This window comes from Streptomyces sp. a15 (genome assembly GCF_059026085.1).
Genome location: NZ_JBWLKM010000005.1, coordinates 26,199 through 43,828, shown reverse-complemented (window position 1 = coordinate 43,828; position 17,630 = coordinate 26,199). Strand labels below are relative to the sequence as shown.

The following is a 17,630-nucleotide window of genomic DNA, read 5'->3' as shown; positions in this document are numbered from 1 at the left end:
CGTCTTGCGCTATGAGTCAGGTGACGTGGCTCCACGTCTTGCCATCGCGGGCCCTGCGCAGAGTGGGAGTCGAGACCCCGTACTCCTCAGCTAGGGACTTGACCGACTCGCCTCGCGCCGATCGGCGTCGAATCTCCAGCACCTGCGGGGCGGTCAGCTTCGAGCTTCCGTGTCGCTCTCCGCGTGTGACGGTCCCGTGAAGAACCTTGTGTCGGATGTTCTCCGCATGAGTGACCCACGCAAGGTTGCTCACGTCGTTGTTGCTCATGTCACCGTCGACGTGGGCACCCTCGGTACCTTCAGGGGCGCTGCCCGTGAACGACTCCAGGATGAGCCGGTGTCCGCGTCGGCCCTTCCAGCTTCCGTCGTCCGCCACGAGCTTCACATAGCGATACCCGGCCTTATGTGTGAACCCCTTGATCGATCCCCGCGGACCGTATACCTGCCCGTCAGAGCATGCGGTGTACCGCGAGAACCCTGGCACCGGGGCGAAGCTGATGCCGCCCACGTCAGGCGGCCTCCGCCAGACCTTCCGCAGTCTCAGCGGCCCCGAAGATCTTGATCAGGGGGTAGTTGTAGCTCACCGTCTGACCGGCGCGCGGCCCCTTTTTAGGCACGTAACTCACGTTCTCGATCGTGAGCGAGCCACGCACCGGGGTACCCTCTGCGCCGTTCTCCTCGTCGCCCGCGTTACCGTACTTGTCCAGCTCCGCGAACAGCGGGCCGAGCGCCTCTACGAGCTTCCACGAGCCGCTGTTGAAGCGGAACTTGCCCAGGTCCGGTGCGTCCTGGAGGCGGAACTCGATGTCCACCGACGGCTTCGGACCACGCATCTTCTGCGCCTTGTCCTTGCGCTCCGCGATAAACGTCGGACAGCCGCACGGCTGGCCCTTCTCCTCGTCCGGCGACAGGAGGTTGAATCCGTCACAGTGGTGGATGAGGCCGGCACCGGGCATGAACTGCTTGAACGAAGCGTCGACGCCGTCCGGCTCGATGGTGATGTGAACGGTGCGGGAGGTCGTGAGGACTTCGAGGTGATCCTCTCGCTCAGTTTCCCACTCCTCCGGCTCACCCCCCAGAAGCTCCGCGATCTTCGCGGCGACAGCGGGGTCACCCGTGGTGACGCGCCAATCGTTCAGGCTCTCCGGCGACTCCGTCCGACCCGTCTTCACGAGGCGACCGGACCGGAAGCGGCCGACGATGTCGCTGGAGAATGACGGGCGCTCCTTCGGAGCTGCGTCCGGGTCGGCGTCCCAAATGCTCTTGAGGTTGTTGGCCATGCGTGAGTGCCTCTCGTTCGGGGCTGTGTGCGTGTTGGTGTGTGGCCGTGTCGGCCTTACACCCTTGTTATGGGGCGCCGGGGGTCAGATGTTTGGTCTGAGCGCTAAACGTTTTGCGCTTCGTCGAGGAGTGCGCGGAGCCGAGCGTTCTCCCGGCGCTCCCACACGAGTTGCGCTTCCGCGTCCCGTAGGTCGCGGAACATGAGGTACAGGTTTCCCGCCGACTCGCGCGCACGGTCGCAGTCGGCAAGCTTCCACGTCAGCTCCGCAATCTCCGCGTCGCGCGCCTCCAGGGCTGCGAGCCGATCGCTCTCTACGGAGGCCGCCGCATGCGCCTCGTCCTCAAGGTCGACGATGCGCTCAGCCAACTCCCACGCACTCTGCGGGTAGTAGCTCTCGATGCGGCCCGCGCGGTCCCGCTCCGGGTCGTGGAACGCGCAGTGGCACGGCCCTTCGTCGTACTCCGGTGTCTCGCACTCGTCAGCCATACGCGAGCCTCCTCAGTTCCCGGTCCGTCGATGTCACACGCTTCGGGTGCAGTAGCTTCCACAGGTCTCCTGGCGTCACATCCCCCGGGATCCGCCCGTCACTGAACAGATGCACTCCCGCTCGGAGATACGCCTCGTCGACGAGCTGAGAGCAAATCAGATGTCCCGACGACGCCACGAAGTCCCTCACCCACGCCGGGCGGATCTTGTAGTACGCGAGCGCGATGGAGCCGTAGTCGAGGAAGCTGTACGGCGTCCCGACGAGCCCACGAGCGGCGCCGCAGACGCGCATGCGCTCCGCGGCCGTCAGGAAGCTCTTCCCCGTCGACCACACGACAGGCTCGTGCGCGTCCGCCAGAGGGATCAACTCCGCCCCACCCGGCATCGCTTGCACGATCTCCCCGTTCCCGACGTACACGAGCGCATGCTCCACAGGCGCAGCGTCGCCCACGAACCACTGGCCGGCAGCGACGAAGCGGCCAGTGAAGCCAGGGATGCGGGTCAGGGCGAAGTCTCCTGGCTGAGGCTGTGTCACCTCTGCCCCCACTTCGGCCCACGGAAGGTCTCCGGAACCATCGGGGCGTAGAGGTGCGGCGCCCACGTCGCCAGGAGGTTGTGACGGGCCTGTACGGTCGACGGGTTCGCCGATGGGTCGTACTGGTCGGCCCACGTCTGGTAGATGAGCCCTGACAGGTAGTCCGTAGTCAACGTGTGTTCTCCTTCGTCAGTCGCGTGCGCTTGCCACGCTGCTTGAACTCCGGGGCAGGCAGCGTCATGTATGCCGCGAGCCACCGTCGCTGAGCACGCTCCATGGCGTCGTAGTAGGGCTGGTGGTGTGCCTCGAACGCGTCGGCTGACCTGACTGCAGGCGTCAGGATCCGCTGCATTCGGAGCCGCTGAATGTGGCGGACGAGCATCACGACTTTCGCCCGCTCCTGCTCCAACTGCCACGTCTGCGGGATGCGGAGTTCATCGACCCACCGCATCCCCTCACAGCTCTTGCATGCTGCCGCGCGCCCGTGCCAGGGGGTTTCGCGGTAGTCGGTGCGGTCCTTCCGACATCGGCACTGGTCGCAGAAGAGGGTGTTCTTGCCGTGCGGGTGGTCGCGCTCGAACTGCGCGCGGATAGCGTCGGCGAGGGTGTACGTCATGCGCGTCCGCCCCCGCCCACGGCCGCCAGTGTCGACGCGAGCCACGTCCCGGCGCACTGCTCCGCCATCGTCGGAGACCACCCGCGCGCCTCAAGGTCGCGTCTCATGCCGTCCGCTGCGTCGTAGATGGGTTCCAGGACTCCGGCCATGTCAAGCATTGCCGTCGTGACCTGCGCCTTCAGTTCCGCCGGAGTGGGCGGGGTCTGGGGCTGGCCGAACATCACTTACCGCCCTTCGGGTCGTGGTCGCCGTAGTAGTCCCGCGCCCGTTCGGCAAGGTCCCGAGACTCCTCCGCCTCCCGCCACCGTCGGTGGGCGTAAGTACAGCCGGACACCACGGCCGACAGCTCGTCCGCATGCTCGTGGACGAAGATGACAGACCGCTCGATCTCCTTCGACCCGATGAACTTAGGGCGACGGATGGTGACGCGGATAGCGCCGCGCAACATCGCTGGCTCGACCCGGTAGAACCACCCCTCCGGCAACTCCGGGGCGCCGGCGTCGACGAGTTGGGCCATGCTCATCCCCCGCCCTCCAGCCACTTCGCTACCTGGAGCACGTCGTAGACCGACGGGTTCTGACTGTCATCCCATTTGAGACCCGTAACGAGGTCGTGAGCGGACTGGAAGACACCCGCCCGGTCCATGACGTCAGTGATTAGCGGAAGGCTGTCAGAGGCGTCGTCCTGCGACTGCTCGACGACCTCCGCCACGGGGACCAGCGGGCCCCAGGACTCGTCGGCGTATTCGAGCGGGCATGACTCAGCGTCCGTCACCACGTCGCCGCCCACTACCACGGCGCGGACGAGGCCGTCACCCGCGTCTTCCCATGTGTCTCCGCCGTTGTCGAGGTACTTCACTGGCTCTCCTCCGGGTCGATGTCGTCTGCGGTACGTCGCATGACTGCTTGCTTCTCCGGCCAGCCGTCCCACTCCGTGGCTGCTGTGCGGATCCGCTCCGCCAACTCGTGCGCCACAGCCGCGCGGTAGTTGTCGAGGGCGTCAAGGATCGAAGCGTTCACGAAGCCCTCCGGCTCCGTGAACGCGGCGTCGATGACCTCCTGACGCGCGGCCTCCGTCTTGCCGATGGCGACCACGACGTCCCGACCGACGCCGGGGCAGTCCTCCGCGGGATGGCCCGTACGGATCGTCTTGCAGCGCACCGGCGGGTGCTGCGTGCACTCGTCGTTGACGTTGTCCGTGTCGACGAGGCCACAGGCTGTGAGCTCGCACGGGCAGGTGGCTTCGATGTGGCCGCCACCGTCGAAGGATCGTCCGATGTGCATCAGGGCCGCGCCTTCGGGTCGATGAGCGTCGCAGCGCATGACATGCCGAACTTCGTGTCCTCAATGAGGAAGCCGCCCCGGACACCGCGGATCCGCTCCGCCAACTCGTGCGCGTGCTCCCTCATCGCCTCGTCGACCAGCCGCTCCGCCTCCGCGCGGTGTGCGTCCACACGGCCGTTGCGGGTGCGGGCGAGGAGGTTGGTAAGGGTGGTGGTGAGGGTTTCGCGGGCGGTCACGGAGTCACCTCCGGGTCAATCAGGCCGGCGGCCTCGTGGACGACAGAGCGGATAGCCTGTTGAGTCGGGGTGGTCCCAAACTCACGCGCCCAAGTACGCTGCCGCTCCGCCAGAACGTGCGCGTGGCGGTTCAGGAAGTCGCGGGCAAACTCCCCTGCCTTCGCCTGATCACCGCAGATGCGGTACTCCATCAACCAGAGTTCTTCGAAGAGTTCGGCCTCCTCGCCCGGTTCGTCGACGACCCTTACCGACGCCACGTAGCAGCGCCAAGAGTTGCGGTGGGAGTCGCGCCCGTAGAAGTCCAGATCCGACAGCCGCACCCGTGTCGAGTCGCTCAGCACGCATGACCTGCCGTCGACGCGTGCCACGGAGACCCACTGCGCGCCGTTGAACACGAGGTCGCCAGACTTGACGTCGCTCACGCCGCCTCCCACTCCACCGTCGTGTGCTCGTCCAGGTCCTCGTACAGGGCGTCAAGGTCGTCCTGATTCATGACGACCGTCGCGACGGTTCGCCCTGCGGCGTTGCGGACGTGGAGGTCGTACTCGATACCTCGCGGGGTGATGGTGACCGACGATCCGTCGGCCGTGTGGATGGTGGTTCCGCCGTTGATCATGCGTGCGTCTCCTCTACCGGCTCCTTCAGAGCGGCGTTCAGGTCGTCGACGGACGCGGTTCGCTTGCCGTCCAGTGCCGTGCGGAGACGTCCGATCAGCGCGCGGAAGCGCTTCTCTTCGCCCTCCAGGGACGCGCGCCACCCACGCTCGCGCTCCTCTGCCATCTGCTTGTTCCACTTCAGGAGCTTCAGCTCCTTGACCAACTCTTCGTGCGTCCAGGAGGCGTAGGTGTTCGCGAATGCCTCGTCCCGCTTGCGCTGACGGTCGGCCGCTTCCTGGCGTCGTCGCTCCAGCGCATCCCAGACGCTTCCGCCGTCGCTCACCGTTCCGGCAGGAGTGGCATAGCCCCGTCCAGGTCCCGGAGCGCCGTCGACGAAGCCGGCCCATCCTTCGGCCAGCCACCTGCCGAGTGCGCTATGAAGTTCCTCCACCTCGTTACGGGCCAGGAGGAAGGTGCGCCCTCCTCCCGTCGTCGGATGGAAGACGTTGACCAGGACCGTGTCACTGTTGGGCGTCTTGTGCGTGGCTCCGACGGTGATAGCGCTCCGTCCGGAGTGCGACAGATGCTCGTTCAGTATGTGCATGCGGCTGAACAGGTACACGCTCTCTCCTCTCGTAGCTCCTACGCCGAAAGCCCCCGGCGCCGAAGCAGCCGGGGGCTAGGTGGAGCGTGTGTCATTGGCGCTATGCCATCGGGCTGTGAGGGAGTTCGATCTCCTTCCACGCCGTCGGCTCTCCGCAGTCGTCGACGGCGTTCAGCTCCAGCGCAATGAGCGCACAAGCGTCGCCGAGGTCCAGGTAATACCCGTCCTCCGCGGCTGCCTGAATCGCTGCCTCGATAGCGCGGACGTGCTCTTCCAGGGTCATGCGCGCTTCCTCTCCGCCACGCCGACGGCGAAGCCAATGATGAGTCCGACGATCAGGGCGAGTAGCTCCATGGCGTCAGTCCCCCTCGCTCTCGACAACCGTCGCGCTCGTGTCACCCATGAACTCGTTCACGGCGTGCTGCCACACGGCGTCGATGACGTCACGTGTGACGCTTCCGTCAGCTTCCACGTCGTCCGGGTCCACCTCGAAGTAGTCGACACCTTCGACCCCGATGTTGTTTGGGCTGCCGTACTCGACCTTGATGAACGCCACTACTTACCCTCCCCGCTGTCCTTGCCCGACGCGCAGAGCAGCAGCAGAGCGACGATGATGACGATCCCGAGCCCTCCTCCTGCGCTCTCCACTAGCGCTTCCTCGTCGTCGAGGGCGCGCGATAGGCGGGCGCCTTCGGGGCCGGCGTGGTCGTCTTCTTCGACGTCTTCGGGTGGTCTATGTCGATCTCGTAGCAGCTGGACGGGGCCGACTCGTCGAGGTCGCCGCACGCCGTCGCCAGGAGCATGACGGCGATGGCTAGGACGAGCCACGGCCACATACGGAGATAGTTCTTCACGCTGCCGCCTCCCACTTGCCCGCGTCGTTGTTGTCCAGGGTGACCTTGAAGACGTTGCGGGTCTGCGTGTGGTAGATGCAGATGCCTTCGGGGTTCATGAAGCCAGGAGCCGCCATGGAGCCGAAGTCGCGGAGGCTCTCCAGCCACGACGTGATGTCGGTCTCGCTGAACACTCCTGTGTACAGCACCGGGACAGCGTCGAGCTGGTCGACCAAGCTCGACTGTTCCGCACGCTGCTCCATCGAGGTCCCGCCCTCGTCGATGGACCGCCACCGCTCCGTGTTGAAGAGGCTGAACCGTCGACCAGCGAGACCGTAGCCCCGCTGAATTGCGCTCCCCCACCATTCCCCGAAGTGGACGCCCTCCCCGAGGATGTGGATCAGGTCCGCGGCGTTCTCGTGGACCCACGCGGCGAAGCCGTAGTTGTCCGTGGTTTTGCCCGGCGTGATGATGCGGCGCCGGGACTGCGTCGTCACGTACCAGATGTGACCGTCTACGAAGAACTCCCCGGACTTCAGGGGGTACGCCTCAAACGTCACGCTCGGGAACTCGACGACGGGACCCTTGCTGATGTGAATCGCCGCGTTCGTCCCGTCGAGCTTCTCCGTCACGACGATGTCCCGGAACAGCCGCTTCGTCTTCGGCCACTCGGTGAACTCGTGCATCTCTCCCCTTCCGTGCATGCGAAGCGGGGCGTCCGATGTGGACGCCCCGCGTGTGTGACTGGTGCTACTCGACCTCACCCATCAGGAAGCGCGCGAAGCGCTCCATTGCCTGAACCTTGTCGTGCAGCTTCAGGGTTTCCTGATAGCCACGGGCGTTCGTGCTCAGGGCCTCGACGTGCTCCCGGGCGAGCTTCAGGGCGTCGACGCGAGACATGACCGGCATGGGCGCAGCACTAGCCGTGGCCGACCGTGGGCGTGCCGCTTCTTCCATGGCCTGTACCTTCTCCACGAGCGCGCTCAGGACGTCGAACACGTCACTCGGCACGTCCGCCTCACCGTCGTAGTCGATGTGCCTGCGCGCGTTCTGGAGCTTGTCCTCCAGCGTGCTCACTCGCTCCCCTTCTTCAGTCGTACTGCGGACTTACGCCGGGCGTACCGCTCCCGCGCTCTGGCGTTCCTGGCGTCACGGCGTGCGGGATTGCGCTCCCTGTCGCACGCCCGACAGACCCGATGCCCCTGGTACAGGCGAGTGTTCTCCTCGTCGTATGGATGGCCCGCGGGGCAGCGCGTCTTGTCGGTGCTGCTCCAGTGACCCCGCCGCATGTTCTCAGCGTGGGTCACGGGCTCCAGGTGATCCGGGCGGACGCACGAGGTGTTCCGGCACTTGTGGTCCAGCACCATCCCTGACGGTATAGGCCCCTCCAGCACCTCGAAGGCCACGCGATGAGCTAGAGACACGCGAGCCCCGTCCCAGAAAGACCCGTAGCCGTCACGAGTGCGAGCCGCAGCCCACACCGCGCAGCCGTCCACGCTGGTCGGCAGCTCCACCTTCGACCAGAACCTTTCGAGCAATGGGGCCTTCACGCCGAACGCCTTTGAGTACCAGTGACGAACCCTCCGCCGGACGCAACCGGCTTGCCGACGACTCGCTTCTTCCCTTCTGCCTCCCACGCGAATGTCTGGCGCAGGCTGAGAAATGCCTCGAACACCGCCTCGTCGCACTTGACGGGGACGAGCGACCAGCCCTCTGGGCGCACGTGGAGAACGGCTCCGCCGGCCATCTCCGGGACGGGAACGCTCTCCCCAGACTCCGCCAGGATGATGCGGTCCGCGTAGCGGTAAGCCGAGAGCTGCAAGGCGACCGAATCGTAGACCGACTTCGACGTCTTGTAATCCAGGATGACGGTTTCCCCGTCGATCTTAGCAATGCAGTCGAACGACCCCGCGAAGGAGTGAGTATCCGACCATACGGTCTCCTCGCACATGAGGAACTCCGGCTGTACATCGTCGAGGAACTCCCGGAACCACCGGATGTGCGGCTTGACGTCCATGTGAACGTGCCGGTCGTGGACGACCTCCCCGCGCGCCAGGCGCTCGAAGTAGTCGTGTGCGGCGGTGCCGAGATCGGATGCCGCCTTCGACTTCCTCCGGTGCGCGTTCTTCAGGTAGTCGATAGCGCCCTTCGGGTCGCGCTGGACGAGCTGAGAGACGATGTCCCAGTTGTCGACGGCCGCCGTTGCGGCCTCCTTCGCTGCCCAGAAAGTCAGGAACTCTTTGGGGAGCATGCCCACCACGGACGTCACGCCCGGGACCTTGATGTCCCCGTCCGTCGGATCGATGTAGAAGCGGCTTCCACCGCGCTTGATTGTCGCTACCCCAGCCACTCGGCCTCCGTGTGTCGCTGATACTTGCTGACACAGTGGTTATGGGGCGCCAGGGGCCGGATGTTTGGTTGGCCGTCGAAGATCTTCCGCCTCGTCCTCCGGGGGCCAGACCGCGCGCCAAAAAGCCAAACCAACCCCTATTTTCACTTCTCTCTAACACGCGTTAAGGAGAGTTAGAAATAAGGGGTTAGTTTGGCCAATTGGACCGGGTGGAGGAGGCGGAGGCAGGTCGACGTGGAGGGCGGTTAGGCGCCTGACCTGCTAGTTTTCAGGTGCCGGCGGAGGCTGCGGACCTTCTTTTCGATCTCCGCAAGGTGCTCGTCGAGTTTGGCGCGCTGCCCGTCGGTCATGTCGACGTCGATGACCTCCGGGCGCATCTGGCCCACGATCCCGCTCACTACCTCCGCGAGGCGGAGGTGATCCGCGGTTGCCTTCACTCGCGCCCCTGGCGACGTCTTCTCCACGACGTCAGCCCTCACCTCACCCTTTGCGCGGGTCTTCTTCGCCGGCTTGGTGGACACCGTCTTCGCGGGTCCTGCCTCAACAGCCGCCGTGATCTTCGTAGCGTTGATGATCGCCTGGTTGGTCGCGCGGGTGTCCTGTTGCCGTTCGAGGGCGGACTCAGGAATGAGACCCAGCCGCTTCAACTCGCGCGGCGTGAGGTAGCGGCGTAGGGCGTTGTTGATGTGGTACCGGACAGCCGACTTGATGCGGTCCTCGTCGACGCCTGCGCGCCGGTACATGTCCGCTACCGCCTTACGATAGGTGCCGTCGCGCCCCAGGTAGTCACCGTGCTGACGTCGGAGCGCGACGATAACTGTCGCGATGTTCTTCAGGAGGATCGTCGGATGGTTCTCGACCCGCCCCCACTCTTTGGCGTACGCGGCCCCGCGAGCGACGAGCATTTCCTCCGGCTCGTCTTTGACGTCGTCGAGCTCCAGCTGACGCGGGTCACTGACGTCGACGCGCGCTGCTTCGCCGCTCAAACGACGGTCGACCTCTCCGGAACTCATCTGGTCTGAACCTCTCTGTGGGAGCGTTGCCTTGCCGCAGGCTAGCGCAAAACGTTTGACGTCGGCAGACCCTACAGCAAGGCAACGCTTAGTTGATCACCCTTCAGTGAACGGCTTCCCACAGACGCCGCAGAGGATCGGCCCCTTCGCTGCAACGGTCTGGGATACGCGGAAGCTACGCGCCGGCGTGCATTTGCACCGCAACGTCAGCCGGTCGACACGGCTGGCGGTGGAGGATGTCGGGAGTTCCAGATGCGGGAGGAGTAAGGGAATCGTCCTCTCCAGCTCCACCAGGTCAGGGGCGTGCCGCTCCATTGCGGCATCACTGACGACAGGGTTGACGAATCCTTTTCCTTCGACGCGCTCCGCGTCATCGGGCCACGTCAGTCCCACTTCGTCCGCGGCCGTCAGGAAGGAGCGGTTGTGGTAGACGCCCCGCATCGTGGTGTCACTGACGCCTCGGATCCAGTTGAGTACATGCGCGGCATCATGGAGGACCATTTCGAGTACGTACTCCGGCCCTTCCTGGAGTACGTCGGCATTCACTACAAGACCTGAGACAGCGTGGTCCGCGTCATCCGTCTGGGTCCATCGCTCGGGACCGTGGTCCGCGCGTCGTGGCGTGGGTGACACGGCTGATCGCATGGGGGGTAGGCCCGGAACGTCGGCCCGCAATCGCTCCCATAGAGCGTCGAGGGCGGGCAGTAGAGGGCCGTGTGAGGTCGGCATGGGGCGAGCATAGGGGTTATGTCGGCCGCCACAAGTGCGGAGAATCAGCCGCCGTGAGTTGTTTCCGGCCTCTCTGGTGCGGTCCGGAAACGAAGAAAGCCCCGTCACTCTGGACGAGTGACGGGGCTTTCCCCTGCACGGTTACTGACCGGTTGAGGTTTAGAGGGGATGGCCGGAAACCAGACCGTCCGTCCTGATTGTGGTGAGGGTCACAGGGTGGAGAGGGGCTCCGCAGTGACGCGGGTTGTTGGGGTTGTCCGCATACGCCAAAAGCCCCCTGCCTCCGAAGAGACAGGGGGCTGAAGGCACTACACGGCCGGCGTCACCCTCGTCCGCGTCGACTCACCGACGAGGAGGGGAAGCGCAATGACGCCAACCGCGCCGATCGTCTCCGCCGTCCCCGCGTCGATGGCGGGGAAGATGACGGCCAGGCCGAGGACGAGCGACGTCAGGGCCGCCCGCAGGCGTACCGGCTCCTGCGTCGCGAAGAGCTGGAGCCTGACGTACGCGCGGAGGGTGAGGTCGTTGAGGTAGGTTCGGATCTTCGTCAGCATGAGTGTCTCTCGTTAGAACTTCATGGCAAAGCGGGCGGACTCCAGGGCGTGAATCTCGTCCCAGATCCGTTCGAGCTGCTCGCCCAGGTGGGCAATGTCGCCGTCGTTGTGGGCGAGGTAGTGAGCCGCTTCCGGTCCGAGCCGCTCCGATTCGTGGTCCAGCTGCGGGACGCCGGGGCGGTCGATGTGGAGGAGGCGGAAGCCCGCGCGCTTCAGGGCGTCGACCTCGTTCGGGTACCTGACGTCAGTGACGACCACCGGAACGCCGGCGTCGTTGGCTTCGATCGCCTTCGCCAGGACGGGGCGAATCCAGATGTCCGGGTCGACGGTGCGCATGGAGCGGCCGAACTCCTGGTAGAGGCGACGGACCTCCGGGACGTCCTTCGCGGCCTCCTGCCCGACGCAGCTCAGCACATCAGACAGGCGATGGTAGACAGGGTCCATATCGTCGCCGTGGTCTTCGATGATCGGATTCACCCTCAGCGCCGCCTCTTTCAGCGCATCCGCGAATGCCACGCGTCGGTAGCCCCGCTCGTCGGTGAACCACTTGCCTGCCGTGTCTTTACCCGCCCTCGCGCGGCCGATGATTCCGATGTTCATCCCGTCTCCCCTCTGAGTGCGTACACCCGGGTAATGGGGCGCAGGAGGGAAGATGTTTGGTTGGCGTTGCTACTTCCTCATCCTTCTACCTGGTAGTGGAAGGTGAGCGAAGCACTCGCGGCGGGTGCGGCTGCCATGGCCACGGAGAACCCTGCCGTACTTTCCGCTGTCACATACAGCAGTGCGTTGGCCGTGGCGGCATTGCGCGACGTCAGCGCCACCTTCGGTATCGCGGCGTAGGCGGTCGCGTAGGTGATGGTGACGAGGGTTCCGGCGACAGGGGCGGCTACGGCCGTGGCGGACACGGTCCCACTGGAGTCGTTCGCCCCGTTGCTCCCCGCGGCTGCGGACGCTGCCTGTGCTCCTGCTGCGACGGTGACGGCCCCCGCTCCCGAGACTCTGTGAGCGTTCTGCGCGAGCGTACCGTTGATGGCTACCTGACCCGTCGACCTCGTCACACGGATTGGTGTGGAGAGGAGGTTCCCCGCGTCGTCGTACGCGCTCAGCTCAAAGTTCGTGCCGGCGCTGCTCCCGCTCTCCGTTTCGCCCGTGGCTCTCAGGAGCCACCTCTTCAGCCCGCCCGTGAGGAGGGAGAACGCACGGACGGATCCCGCCGCCCCGTTGACGTCGAAACCGGCGATCGTCCCCGTCCCCGCATTCGAACCTGCGGTCGCTCCGCCCACGGCGCGGATGTTCTGGTTGAACACCCACTGTGCCTGTACCGTCCTCGTCGGTCCGGTCTCCCAGAGGTTCGAGGTGTTCCGCGTCCCGACCATGGTGTTCAGGTAGGCGTTGACAGCGCTGTTGTTCTGCGGCACGACACCGTAGTTACAGTAGGGCGTGGTGCGACTGTCGACGACGCTGTTCAGCGCGATCGTGACGTCACTCGACGTCGCCGCGTTTTCGAGCAGGACACCAACGTTGGTGGTGGCGTCGGTGCTCGCGATGACCGTAGTTCCGTCGGCCAGGTACTGCGTCCCAACGTCGCTGAGCTGGTTGGCGACGACCGTCACGCGCTTGACGCCGTTCATGTAGACGCCAGCACGGGCAGCGGTGCGGATGATGTTACCGACGATGGTTATCCCCTGCGCCCAATCCGTCGGGGCCGCACGGTTGTCGATCGGATAACCACCGACGTAGACACCGGCTCCTCGGATGTTGGAGGGCTCGTCGGACGGGCCCCGGAAGTATCCGAGATCGATCGTGTTGCCCACGACTACGCCGTACTTGGCCGCGTAGTCGATGTTCACCCCGTTGTGGCCCACGTTGCGGATGACGTTGCCGGACACGGTGAAGTGCGTCGGACCCTTGTCGGTGAAGAACCCGCTCAGCCACACGCCGTCGTAGGCGCAGTTCTCGAAGGTGTTGCCGACGCACGTGATCTTGCGACACCCACGCGAGAGACTTACGCCGTTGTCAGCGCTCATCTGGACGTGGTTGTCGTTGAAGATCACCTCTTCGCAGAATATGAAGCCGATGTCTTGGTTGTTCTCGAAGCGGCAGTTCGTCACGGAGACTGTGCCGCGGACTCCGCCGATGCGGAGCGGGAGGGCGCTCATGTTCCGTACAGCGCAGTTCCGGATGGTTAGATTCGTCAGTGCCGCCTGGCCGGTCCCCGACGTGTCGAGGTCGCCCGTCATGAAGATGGCGGTCTGCGCGCCGGCACCGCTCATCGTCCTCCCCCGCTTCGGGGAGGTCGGGAACTCGTTGACGCTACCGAGGAACGTGATGCCCTCGACGGTGAAGTCTGTGAACGCTACGGCGTTGGCGTAAATGATGTTGCTGTTTGCCGTGTGCGCGATCGTCGTCCCCGGCGATCCGGCAAGCGTCGTCTTGGAGCGGGGCGTGATGGACGACGACACGGTCCATGCCTGACCGGAGAGGCGGACCCGTCCCCCGCCGAACGTGGACATCGCCACAAGCGCCTGGTTGATCGCCGTTGCATCGGCCGCCGGGTCGCCGGTAGGGACGAGCAGCTTCTCCGCGGCCGTCATGGGGACTGCGCCCACGTCCGGCGCCGTCAAGGTAACGGCTCCGACCATTCCGTTGATGGCCGTCACCACGCCGTCCCCACCCACCAGGGAGACGCCCGTCACCGGCCACGCGCCGGACGCCTTCGGACCGTAGAGAGTGTGGGTGTCGAGGTTCAGCCAGAAGTCTCCGTCCGCCCCTTGCTCCGCAGGTGGGTTGCTGGGGCCGGACAGGATGGATCGTCCTGCCGCTCCCTGCGGCCCGACAATGGGTACGTAGTTCCATTCTGCCGGGTTCGCGGGAGCGATGTCCGCCAGGTCGACGACAGGCGTTGTCGCGGGAAGCTTGACGAGGTACGTGCGACCCTCTGCGTGGTGGAAGCGCTCGACAACCTGATACGTCCAGTCGTCAGGCTCCATTCCCTCCTGATCGGTAGCGATCAGAGCAATACTGAAAGACCCGCTCTCGTCCAGCTGTACCGTGGCCGTTCCGGTGCTCATGATGTCGGCGTCAGGAAACGTCAGGTGCGCGGGCGGTGTGAAGGTCAGCGTGCCCGTCAGCGGCGTGCCGTCGGGCCTGATGTAGCGGCCCGTGAGAACCACGGACGCGATGCTGATGGGTACCTCTGGCATTTACGTGTCTCCTCGCGGGTTCTGTCGGCCGATCAGAAGGTGTTCCGCGTCGTGGCCGGCCTGCCATTCGCGAACTAGGGCGACGCCCTCTCTCAGGTCGTCGATGTCGTCGCGCACGTCGTCAATGCGCGTGTTCAGCACGCGGCCCAGTGCGGCCAGGTGCTCGCGAGTTACGGCCCCTTGCTCCTCCACGGCCCCCGTCGTGCGTCGCTGTAGAGCGCGCATCGCGGGGACAGCCGCGATCACAGCTGCGCCAATGACTGACACAGCTGCGATCAGAGCAACGAGGACTTCCGTACTCACGCCTTCGCCGTGAAGTCACGGCGAGCAGCGAGCTTCTTCAGGGACTCCAGGCCGACGGCGCCCGTTGCGGAGCTGCCCGTGTAACCCACGCGGCGACGGAAGGCGTTGTACGCCTCGTCGGTCTTCGTCCCCCAGGAGCCATCCGCGTACTTCTTCGCGAGAAGACCCTCAGCGACGAGCGCGTTCTCCACCACGAGGACTTCGGCCTTGTAGGTGGTGTGCCCTGTGGCCGCCGGGATGTCCTTGGCGCGAGCGGTGTTGAGGTGCGCGACGGAGACGATGGGCTTCACCGTCGGCTTCGGCTTCGCAGGCGTGGACGGCTTCGACGGTGCGGGCATCTTCGGAGCCGCAGCGAAGAGAGCGGCCGGCGAGATGGCACCCGGGTCCCAGTGGTCGTTACCGGGGATGTTGCAGTGCCCGTAGTGCCCTCCCTTCGTCAGCCACGTCGACCGCGTGCGCTTCGCGGAAGGGTCGGCGTACTGCGACGCCAGAGCGCCCATGGGGAAGACGTCGGGGACGCCCCACGATCGGATGGCCCGCATGAGTGCCTTGAAGTTCTTGCCCGGCTTCCACGTCCGCGTGAACGGGGAGGCCGCACGTCCGAGGACTTCGATCTGAATGCAGACCTTGCCCGTGCGGTTCGTCCTCGTCGACCCGTCGTTCCGAAGGGCGCGGGCCGACTGGTTCAGCGGACCGTACTGCGCGAGCCGGTCAGTCGTCGGGTCGTACAGGATGTGCGGCTCCGCACCGATGTTGATCAGGTATCTCCCGACGGCGTTGAAGGATGCGTTACCGGTGCCGGACTCCGTCGTGTGCCAGACGACACGGCCAGGGTTCGACGGTGTATCCATCGCTCCCCCGATGCTGCCGTCCCCCAGTCGCTCCGCTTCCTTGATCCAGATTTCACCCATGCGTGATCCCCTCCAGGGCATGAAAAATCGCCCCGCTGCTGCGAGGCGTGAATGTCTTGTGGTGTACGTCAGTCGCCGGCGGGGCTGAACTGGATTCCGTCGAGGGAGAACCACGCGGGGGCCGACGTAGTCCCCTGGCCTCCTCCGCTCTCGGCGAAGTAGTAGATGTCCCCGTTCGGCGTTACCCACACGCGCGCTGTCATGCGCGTGACGCCGGAAACAGTCTGGCGGCTCGTGCCAACGAGGAAATGCCGGTTGGCCGCAGGAGCTACAGACGCCGGTATGGACGCGAACTTCAAGTCGTCACCAGTGTCGTTCAGCTTCCCGTTGTTTGCCTTGACGGTTCCCCGTAGTTCCACGCCTCCGCCCGCCTTCTTTCTCCACCCCGGGGACCCGCTGAACGCAGAGTGCGCGTTGGAGAACGTGAGAGGCGACCATGGTCCGTCTGACAACAGGAGCCATGCCCCATCACCCTGACGTCCCTCCCACCGGTCTTCGGCGATCAGGTACGTCACCATTCCGGCAACAGGCTTCGAGTCGCCGGACAACGCCGCAGCACGCGCGTTGGCGTTGGCGAAACGCATCACCGTTTTCGGAACGATGCCGTTTACGAGCGTTTTCAGCTGAACCTCGATGTCTGGGACGTCGCCCAGTACCGGGTACTGAACTGCCTGAGAGTATCCGTCGTTACGGGGCATGGTTAAGGCGCCTCCTGCGCATTACGAAATTGGGGCTTATGCAAGTGCGCCGTCGACAATCCAATTCCCGTCCGGATTGCGCGACACCTTCACGACGTCGTTGACGGCCGGCGACGAATACGACTTCAGCCGGCGAACGCCCTCCATGGGTCCACGGGCCGTCGAGATGTCGACCGTCCCGTCCCCGTTCACGGCCGTCACCTTGGCCATGAACCAGGAGGCCGCGCGCTGCTCCACGGTTTGGATGACGAGGCGCTGAACTGCGTCGATGAGCTGCTTCGTCAGCCTCACGCGGCCTCCTCCTTACCGCCCCTGAGGCTGATGGAGAAGTCTCCGTCAGCGCTGAGCGGGATCGTCAGGGACTGCACGAGGTATCGCTCCTTCCGTCCCGCGTAGATGAGGCGGACGATGTCGTTACCTTCCAATGCGGGATTCGGGAGGGAGTCGATAGACGTCTGTACGTTCGGCGCCGTAGCGTCGAATAGTGCGTACTCCGCGGCTGCCGCACAGTCCCCAGCGGAAATCCAAAGGGCCGAAGAGATGAACTTCGTTACTCTGCCGAATGGCCCTTCCCACCGTGTAGGGCTCGTCGGATCCAAGTCCTTCGCCATCCCGCTTACCGGCGCACTGCCCGACGCTGAGTTCTCACCCGACGCGACAACGGCGTTGTAAACGCCCGTTCTTGGCATGGAACGCGCGGAGGATATGAGCGTTCCGCCCTCCCCCTCCGCGATGTCCCATGCAACGGTCCCGTTTACGACGTCGGGAAGTTCGGCGATTACAAACCGATTCTGTGCGTCGACGTAAACCTCTGCACTCATCGCCCGTGCGATGTGCGTAACGGCGTCCCAACGGTCCGCGCCAGCATCCCAAGTGGCAACGGCAACTGCCGGATTGCGTTGCCCGACAGTCAGGTTGACGACCACGGCACTCGGGAGGGTCTGACGAATCAGACCCTCCATTGCCTCGACGCATCCCGCGTAGCCCCGAGTGGTCATCGGGGTAAGGAACTTGTCGTCGATTACGGCGCATTCCATCGTGGATCCCGTGACGGTCAGCGGGCCGAAGTGGACGTCACCGCTGGGTTCGTTCAACCGGAAAGTTCCGAGCGGTACCCACTCCTCCGCGCCATTGGAATAGCGGATGCCCCGCGACACGACGAGCTGCTGACCGTAGGGGGCCAGCGGATCCGTTTCGAGCCAAGGCAGGTAATCCGGGTCAGACACCGTCAGGGACAGTGTCCGCCTCGTCTTGCTCCCCCGGTCGACGGTGACGGACCCGCTGTCGAAGGGCAGGTTGGCGACCTTGAGCGAGCCGTTGTAGTAGACGTCTACCTTGGCGAGCATCGTGTGTGATGTCGGCAAGGTCTTAAGGAACGTCGAGCTGAGGGGATACATC

The 17,630-nt window shown here is 65.0% G+C and carries 30 protein-coding genes; all 30 read right to left on the bottom strand.

Annotated features, from left to right (window positions below; genetic code table 11):
• Positions 1-16: 16 nt before the first annotated feature.
• Positions 17-508 carry an HNH endonuclease gene (locus tag AC5P09_RS07575; protein ID WP_493873062.1) on the bottom strand — a complete coding sequence of 164 codons (492 nt, stop codon included), beginning with the start codon at positions 506-508 and terminating at the stop codon, positions 17-19.
• Position 509: 1 nt separating this feature from the next.
• Positions 510-1,280 (bottom strand): recombination directionality factor, encoded by a 771-nt coding sequence (locus AC5P09_RS07570; protein WP_493873061.1) that lies wholly within the window; start codon positions 1,278-1,280, stop codon positions 510-512.
• Between the two features lie 104 nt (positions 1,281-1,384).
• Positions 1,385-1,768, bottom strand: a complete 384-nt coding sequence (locus AC5P09_RS07565; RefSeq protein ID WP_493873060.1) for a hypothetical protein — start codon at positions 1,766-1,768, stop codon at positions 1,385-1,387.
• Positions 1,761-2,303 (bottom strand): hypothetical protein, encoded by a 543-nt coding sequence (locus AC5P09_RS07560; RefSeq protein WP_493873059.1) that lies wholly within the window; start codon positions 2,301-2,303, stop codon positions 1,761-1,763. Before AC5P09_RS07560 ends, AC5P09_RS07565 begins: the two co-directional genes overlap by 8 nt.
• Entirely contained in the window at positions 2,300-2,476 is a 177-nt protein-coding gene (locus tag AC5P09_RS07555; RefSeq protein ID WP_493873058.1) for a hypothetical protein, read from the bottom strand. The genes AC5P09_RS07560 and AC5P09_RS07555 overlap by 4 nt, the downstream gene beginning before the upstream one ends.
• Positions 2,473-2,919 carry a hypothetical protein gene (locus AC5P09_RS07550; RefSeq protein ID WP_493873057.1) on the bottom strand — a complete coding sequence of 149 codons (447 nt, stop codon included), beginning with the start codon at positions 2,917-2,919 and terminating at the stop codon, positions 2,473-2,475. The genes AC5P09_RS07555 and AC5P09_RS07550 overlap by 4 nt, the downstream gene beginning before the upstream one ends.
• A gap of 220 nt (positions 2,920-3,139) precedes the next feature.
• The gene (locus AC5P09_RS07545; RefSeq protein WP_493873056.1) at positions 3,140-3,442 is read right to left on the bottom strand and encodes a hypothetical protein; all 303 of its coding nucleotides are present in this window, start codon (positions 3,440-3,442) and stop codon (positions 3,140-3,142) included.
• Positions 3,439-3,777, bottom strand: a complete 339-nt coding sequence (locus AC5P09_RS07540) for a hypothetical protein (protein WP_493873055.1) — start codon at positions 3,775-3,777, stop codon at positions 3,439-3,441. The genes AC5P09_RS07545 and AC5P09_RS07540 overlap by 4 nt, the downstream gene beginning before the upstream one ends.
• On the bottom strand, positions 3,774-4,202 hold the full coding sequence (locus tag AC5P09_RS07535) for a hypothetical protein (protein WP_493873054.1): 429 nt from the start codon (positions 4,200-4,202) through the stop codon (positions 3,774-3,776). Before AC5P09_RS07535 ends, AC5P09_RS07540 begins: the two co-directional genes overlap by 4 nt.
• Complete coding sequence (locus tag AC5P09_RS07530) at positions 4,202-4,438, bottom strand: hypothetical protein (RefSeq protein WP_493873053.1); 237 nt, start codon at positions 4,436-4,438, stop codon at positions 4,202-4,204. The genes AC5P09_RS07535 and AC5P09_RS07530 overlap by 1 nt, the downstream gene beginning before the upstream one ends.
• The gene (locus AC5P09_RS07525; RefSeq protein WP_493873052.1) at positions 4,435-4,860 is read right to left on the bottom strand and encodes a hypothetical protein; all 426 of its coding nucleotides are present in this window, start codon (positions 4,858-4,860) and stop codon (positions 4,435-4,437) included. Before AC5P09_RS07525 ends, AC5P09_RS07530 begins: the two co-directional genes overlap by 4 nt.
• A complete protein-coding gene (locus AC5P09_RS07520; RefSeq protein WP_493873051.1) occupies positions 4,857-5,054 on the bottom strand; it encodes a hypothetical protein in 198 nt (65 codons plus the stop codon). The genes AC5P09_RS07525 and AC5P09_RS07520 overlap by 4 nt, the downstream gene beginning before the upstream one ends.
• Positions 5,051-5,656 carry a hypothetical protein gene (locus AC5P09_RS07515; protein WP_493873050.1) on the bottom strand — a complete coding sequence of 202 codons (606 nt, stop codon included), beginning with the start codon at positions 5,654-5,656 and terminating at the stop codon, positions 5,051-5,053. The genes AC5P09_RS07520 and AC5P09_RS07515 overlap by 4 nt, the downstream gene beginning before the upstream one ends.
• Before the next feature lie 82 nt (positions 5,657-5,738).
• Positions 5,739-5,921: a hypothetical protein gene (locus AC5P09_RS07510; RefSeq protein WP_493873049.1), complete on the bottom strand. Its 183-nt coding sequence runs from the start codon at positions 5,919-5,921 to the stop codon at positions 5,739-5,741.
• Positions 5,922-5,996: 75 nt separating this feature from the next.
• On the bottom strand, positions 5,997-6,194 hold the full coding sequence (locus tag AC5P09_RS07505) for a hypothetical protein (protein ID WP_493873048.1): 198 nt from the start codon (positions 6,192-6,194) through the stop codon (positions 5,997-5,999).
• A gap of 91 nt (positions 6,195-6,285) precedes the next feature.
• Complete coding sequence (locus tag AC5P09_RS07500) at positions 6,286-6,492, bottom strand: hypothetical protein (RefSeq protein ID WP_493873047.1); 207 nt, start codon at positions 6,490-6,492, stop codon at positions 6,286-6,288.
• Positions 6,489-7,157 (bottom strand): RNA ligase family protein, encoded by a 669-nt coding sequence (locus AC5P09_RS07495; protein ID WP_493873046.1) that lies wholly within the window; start codon positions 7,155-7,157, stop codon positions 6,489-6,491. The genes AC5P09_RS07500 and AC5P09_RS07495 overlap by 4 nt, the downstream gene beginning before the upstream one ends.
• A gap of 64 nt (positions 7,158-7,221) precedes the next feature.
• Positions 7,222-7,548, bottom strand: a complete 327-nt coding sequence (locus tag AC5P09_RS07490) for a hypothetical protein (protein WP_493873045.1) — start codon at positions 7,546-7,548, stop codon at positions 7,222-7,224.
• Positions 7,545-7,877 (bottom strand): HNH endonuclease signature motif containing protein, encoded by a 333-nt coding sequence (locus AC5P09_RS07485; protein WP_493873044.1) that lies wholly within the window; start codon positions 7,875-7,877, stop codon positions 7,545-7,547. Before AC5P09_RS07485 ends, AC5P09_RS07490 begins: the two co-directional genes overlap by 4 nt.
• 140 nt (positions 7,878-8,017) lie before the next feature.
• Positions 8,018-8,821, bottom strand: coding sequence for a PD-(D/E)XK nuclease family protein (locus AC5P09_RS07480; protein WP_493873043.1), 804 nt, complete (start codon positions 8,819-8,821; stop codon positions 8,018-8,020).
• A gap of 245 nt (positions 8,822-9,066) precedes the next feature.
• Positions 9,067-9,834 carry a hypothetical protein gene (locus AC5P09_RS07475; protein WP_493873042.1) on the bottom strand — a complete coding sequence of 256 codons (768 nt, stop codon included), beginning with the start codon at positions 9,832-9,834 and terminating at the stop codon, positions 9,067-9,069.
• Positions 9,835-9,930: 96 nt separating this feature from the next.
• On the bottom strand, positions 9,931-10,380 hold the full coding sequence (locus tag AC5P09_RS07470) for a hypothetical protein (protein ID WP_493873041.1): 450 nt from the start codon (positions 10,378-10,380) through the stop codon (positions 9,931-9,933).
• Positions 10,381-10,871: 491 nt separating this feature from the next.
• Positions 10,872-11,117 (bottom strand): hypothetical protein, encoded by a 246-nt coding sequence (locus AC5P09_RS07465; protein WP_493873040.1) that lies wholly within the window; start codon positions 11,115-11,117, stop codon positions 10,872-10,874.
• Between the two features lie 12 nt (positions 11,118-11,129).
• Complete coding sequence (locus tag AC5P09_RS07460) at positions 11,130-11,717, bottom strand: deoxynucleotide monophosphate kinase family protein (RefSeq protein WP_493873039.1); 588 nt, start codon at positions 11,715-11,717, stop codon at positions 11,130-11,132.
• A gap of 77 nt (positions 11,718-11,794) precedes the next feature.
• Positions 11,795-14,320: a right-handed parallel beta-helix repeat-containing protein gene (locus AC5P09_RS07455; protein ID WP_493873038.1), complete on the bottom strand. Its 2,526-nt coding sequence runs from the start codon at positions 14,318-14,320 to the stop codon at positions 11,795-11,797.
• A complete protein-coding gene (locus AC5P09_RS07450) occupies positions 14,321-14,512 on the bottom strand; it encodes a hypothetical protein (RefSeq protein ID WP_493873037.1) in 192 nt (63 codons plus the stop codon). It abuts the gene before it with no gap.
• Between the two features lie 107 nt (positions 14,513-14,619).
• Positions 14,620-15,534, bottom strand: coding sequence for a peptidoglycan-binding protein LysM (locus tag AC5P09_RS07445; RefSeq protein ID WP_493873036.1), 915 nt, complete (start codon positions 15,532-15,534; stop codon positions 14,620-14,622).
• 68 nt (positions 15,535-15,602) lie between these two features.
• Complete coding sequence (locus AC5P09_RS07440) at positions 15,603-16,232, bottom strand: hypothetical protein (protein ID WP_493873035.1); 630 nt, start codon at positions 16,230-16,232, stop codon at positions 15,603-15,605.
• A gap of 36 nt (positions 16,233-16,268) precedes the next feature.
• A complete protein-coding gene (locus AC5P09_RS07435) occupies positions 16,269-16,523 on the bottom strand; it encodes a hypothetical protein (RefSeq protein ID WP_493873034.1) in 255 nt (84 codons plus the stop codon).
• On the bottom strand, positions 16,520-17,629 hold the full coding sequence (locus AC5P09_RS07430; RefSeq protein ID WP_493873033.1) for a DUF5047 domain-containing protein: 1,110 nt from the start codon (positions 17,627-17,629) through the stop codon (positions 16,520-16,522). The genes AC5P09_RS07435 and AC5P09_RS07430 overlap by 4 nt, the downstream gene beginning before the upstream one ends.
• Between the last annotated feature and the right edge of the window lies 1 nt (position 17,630).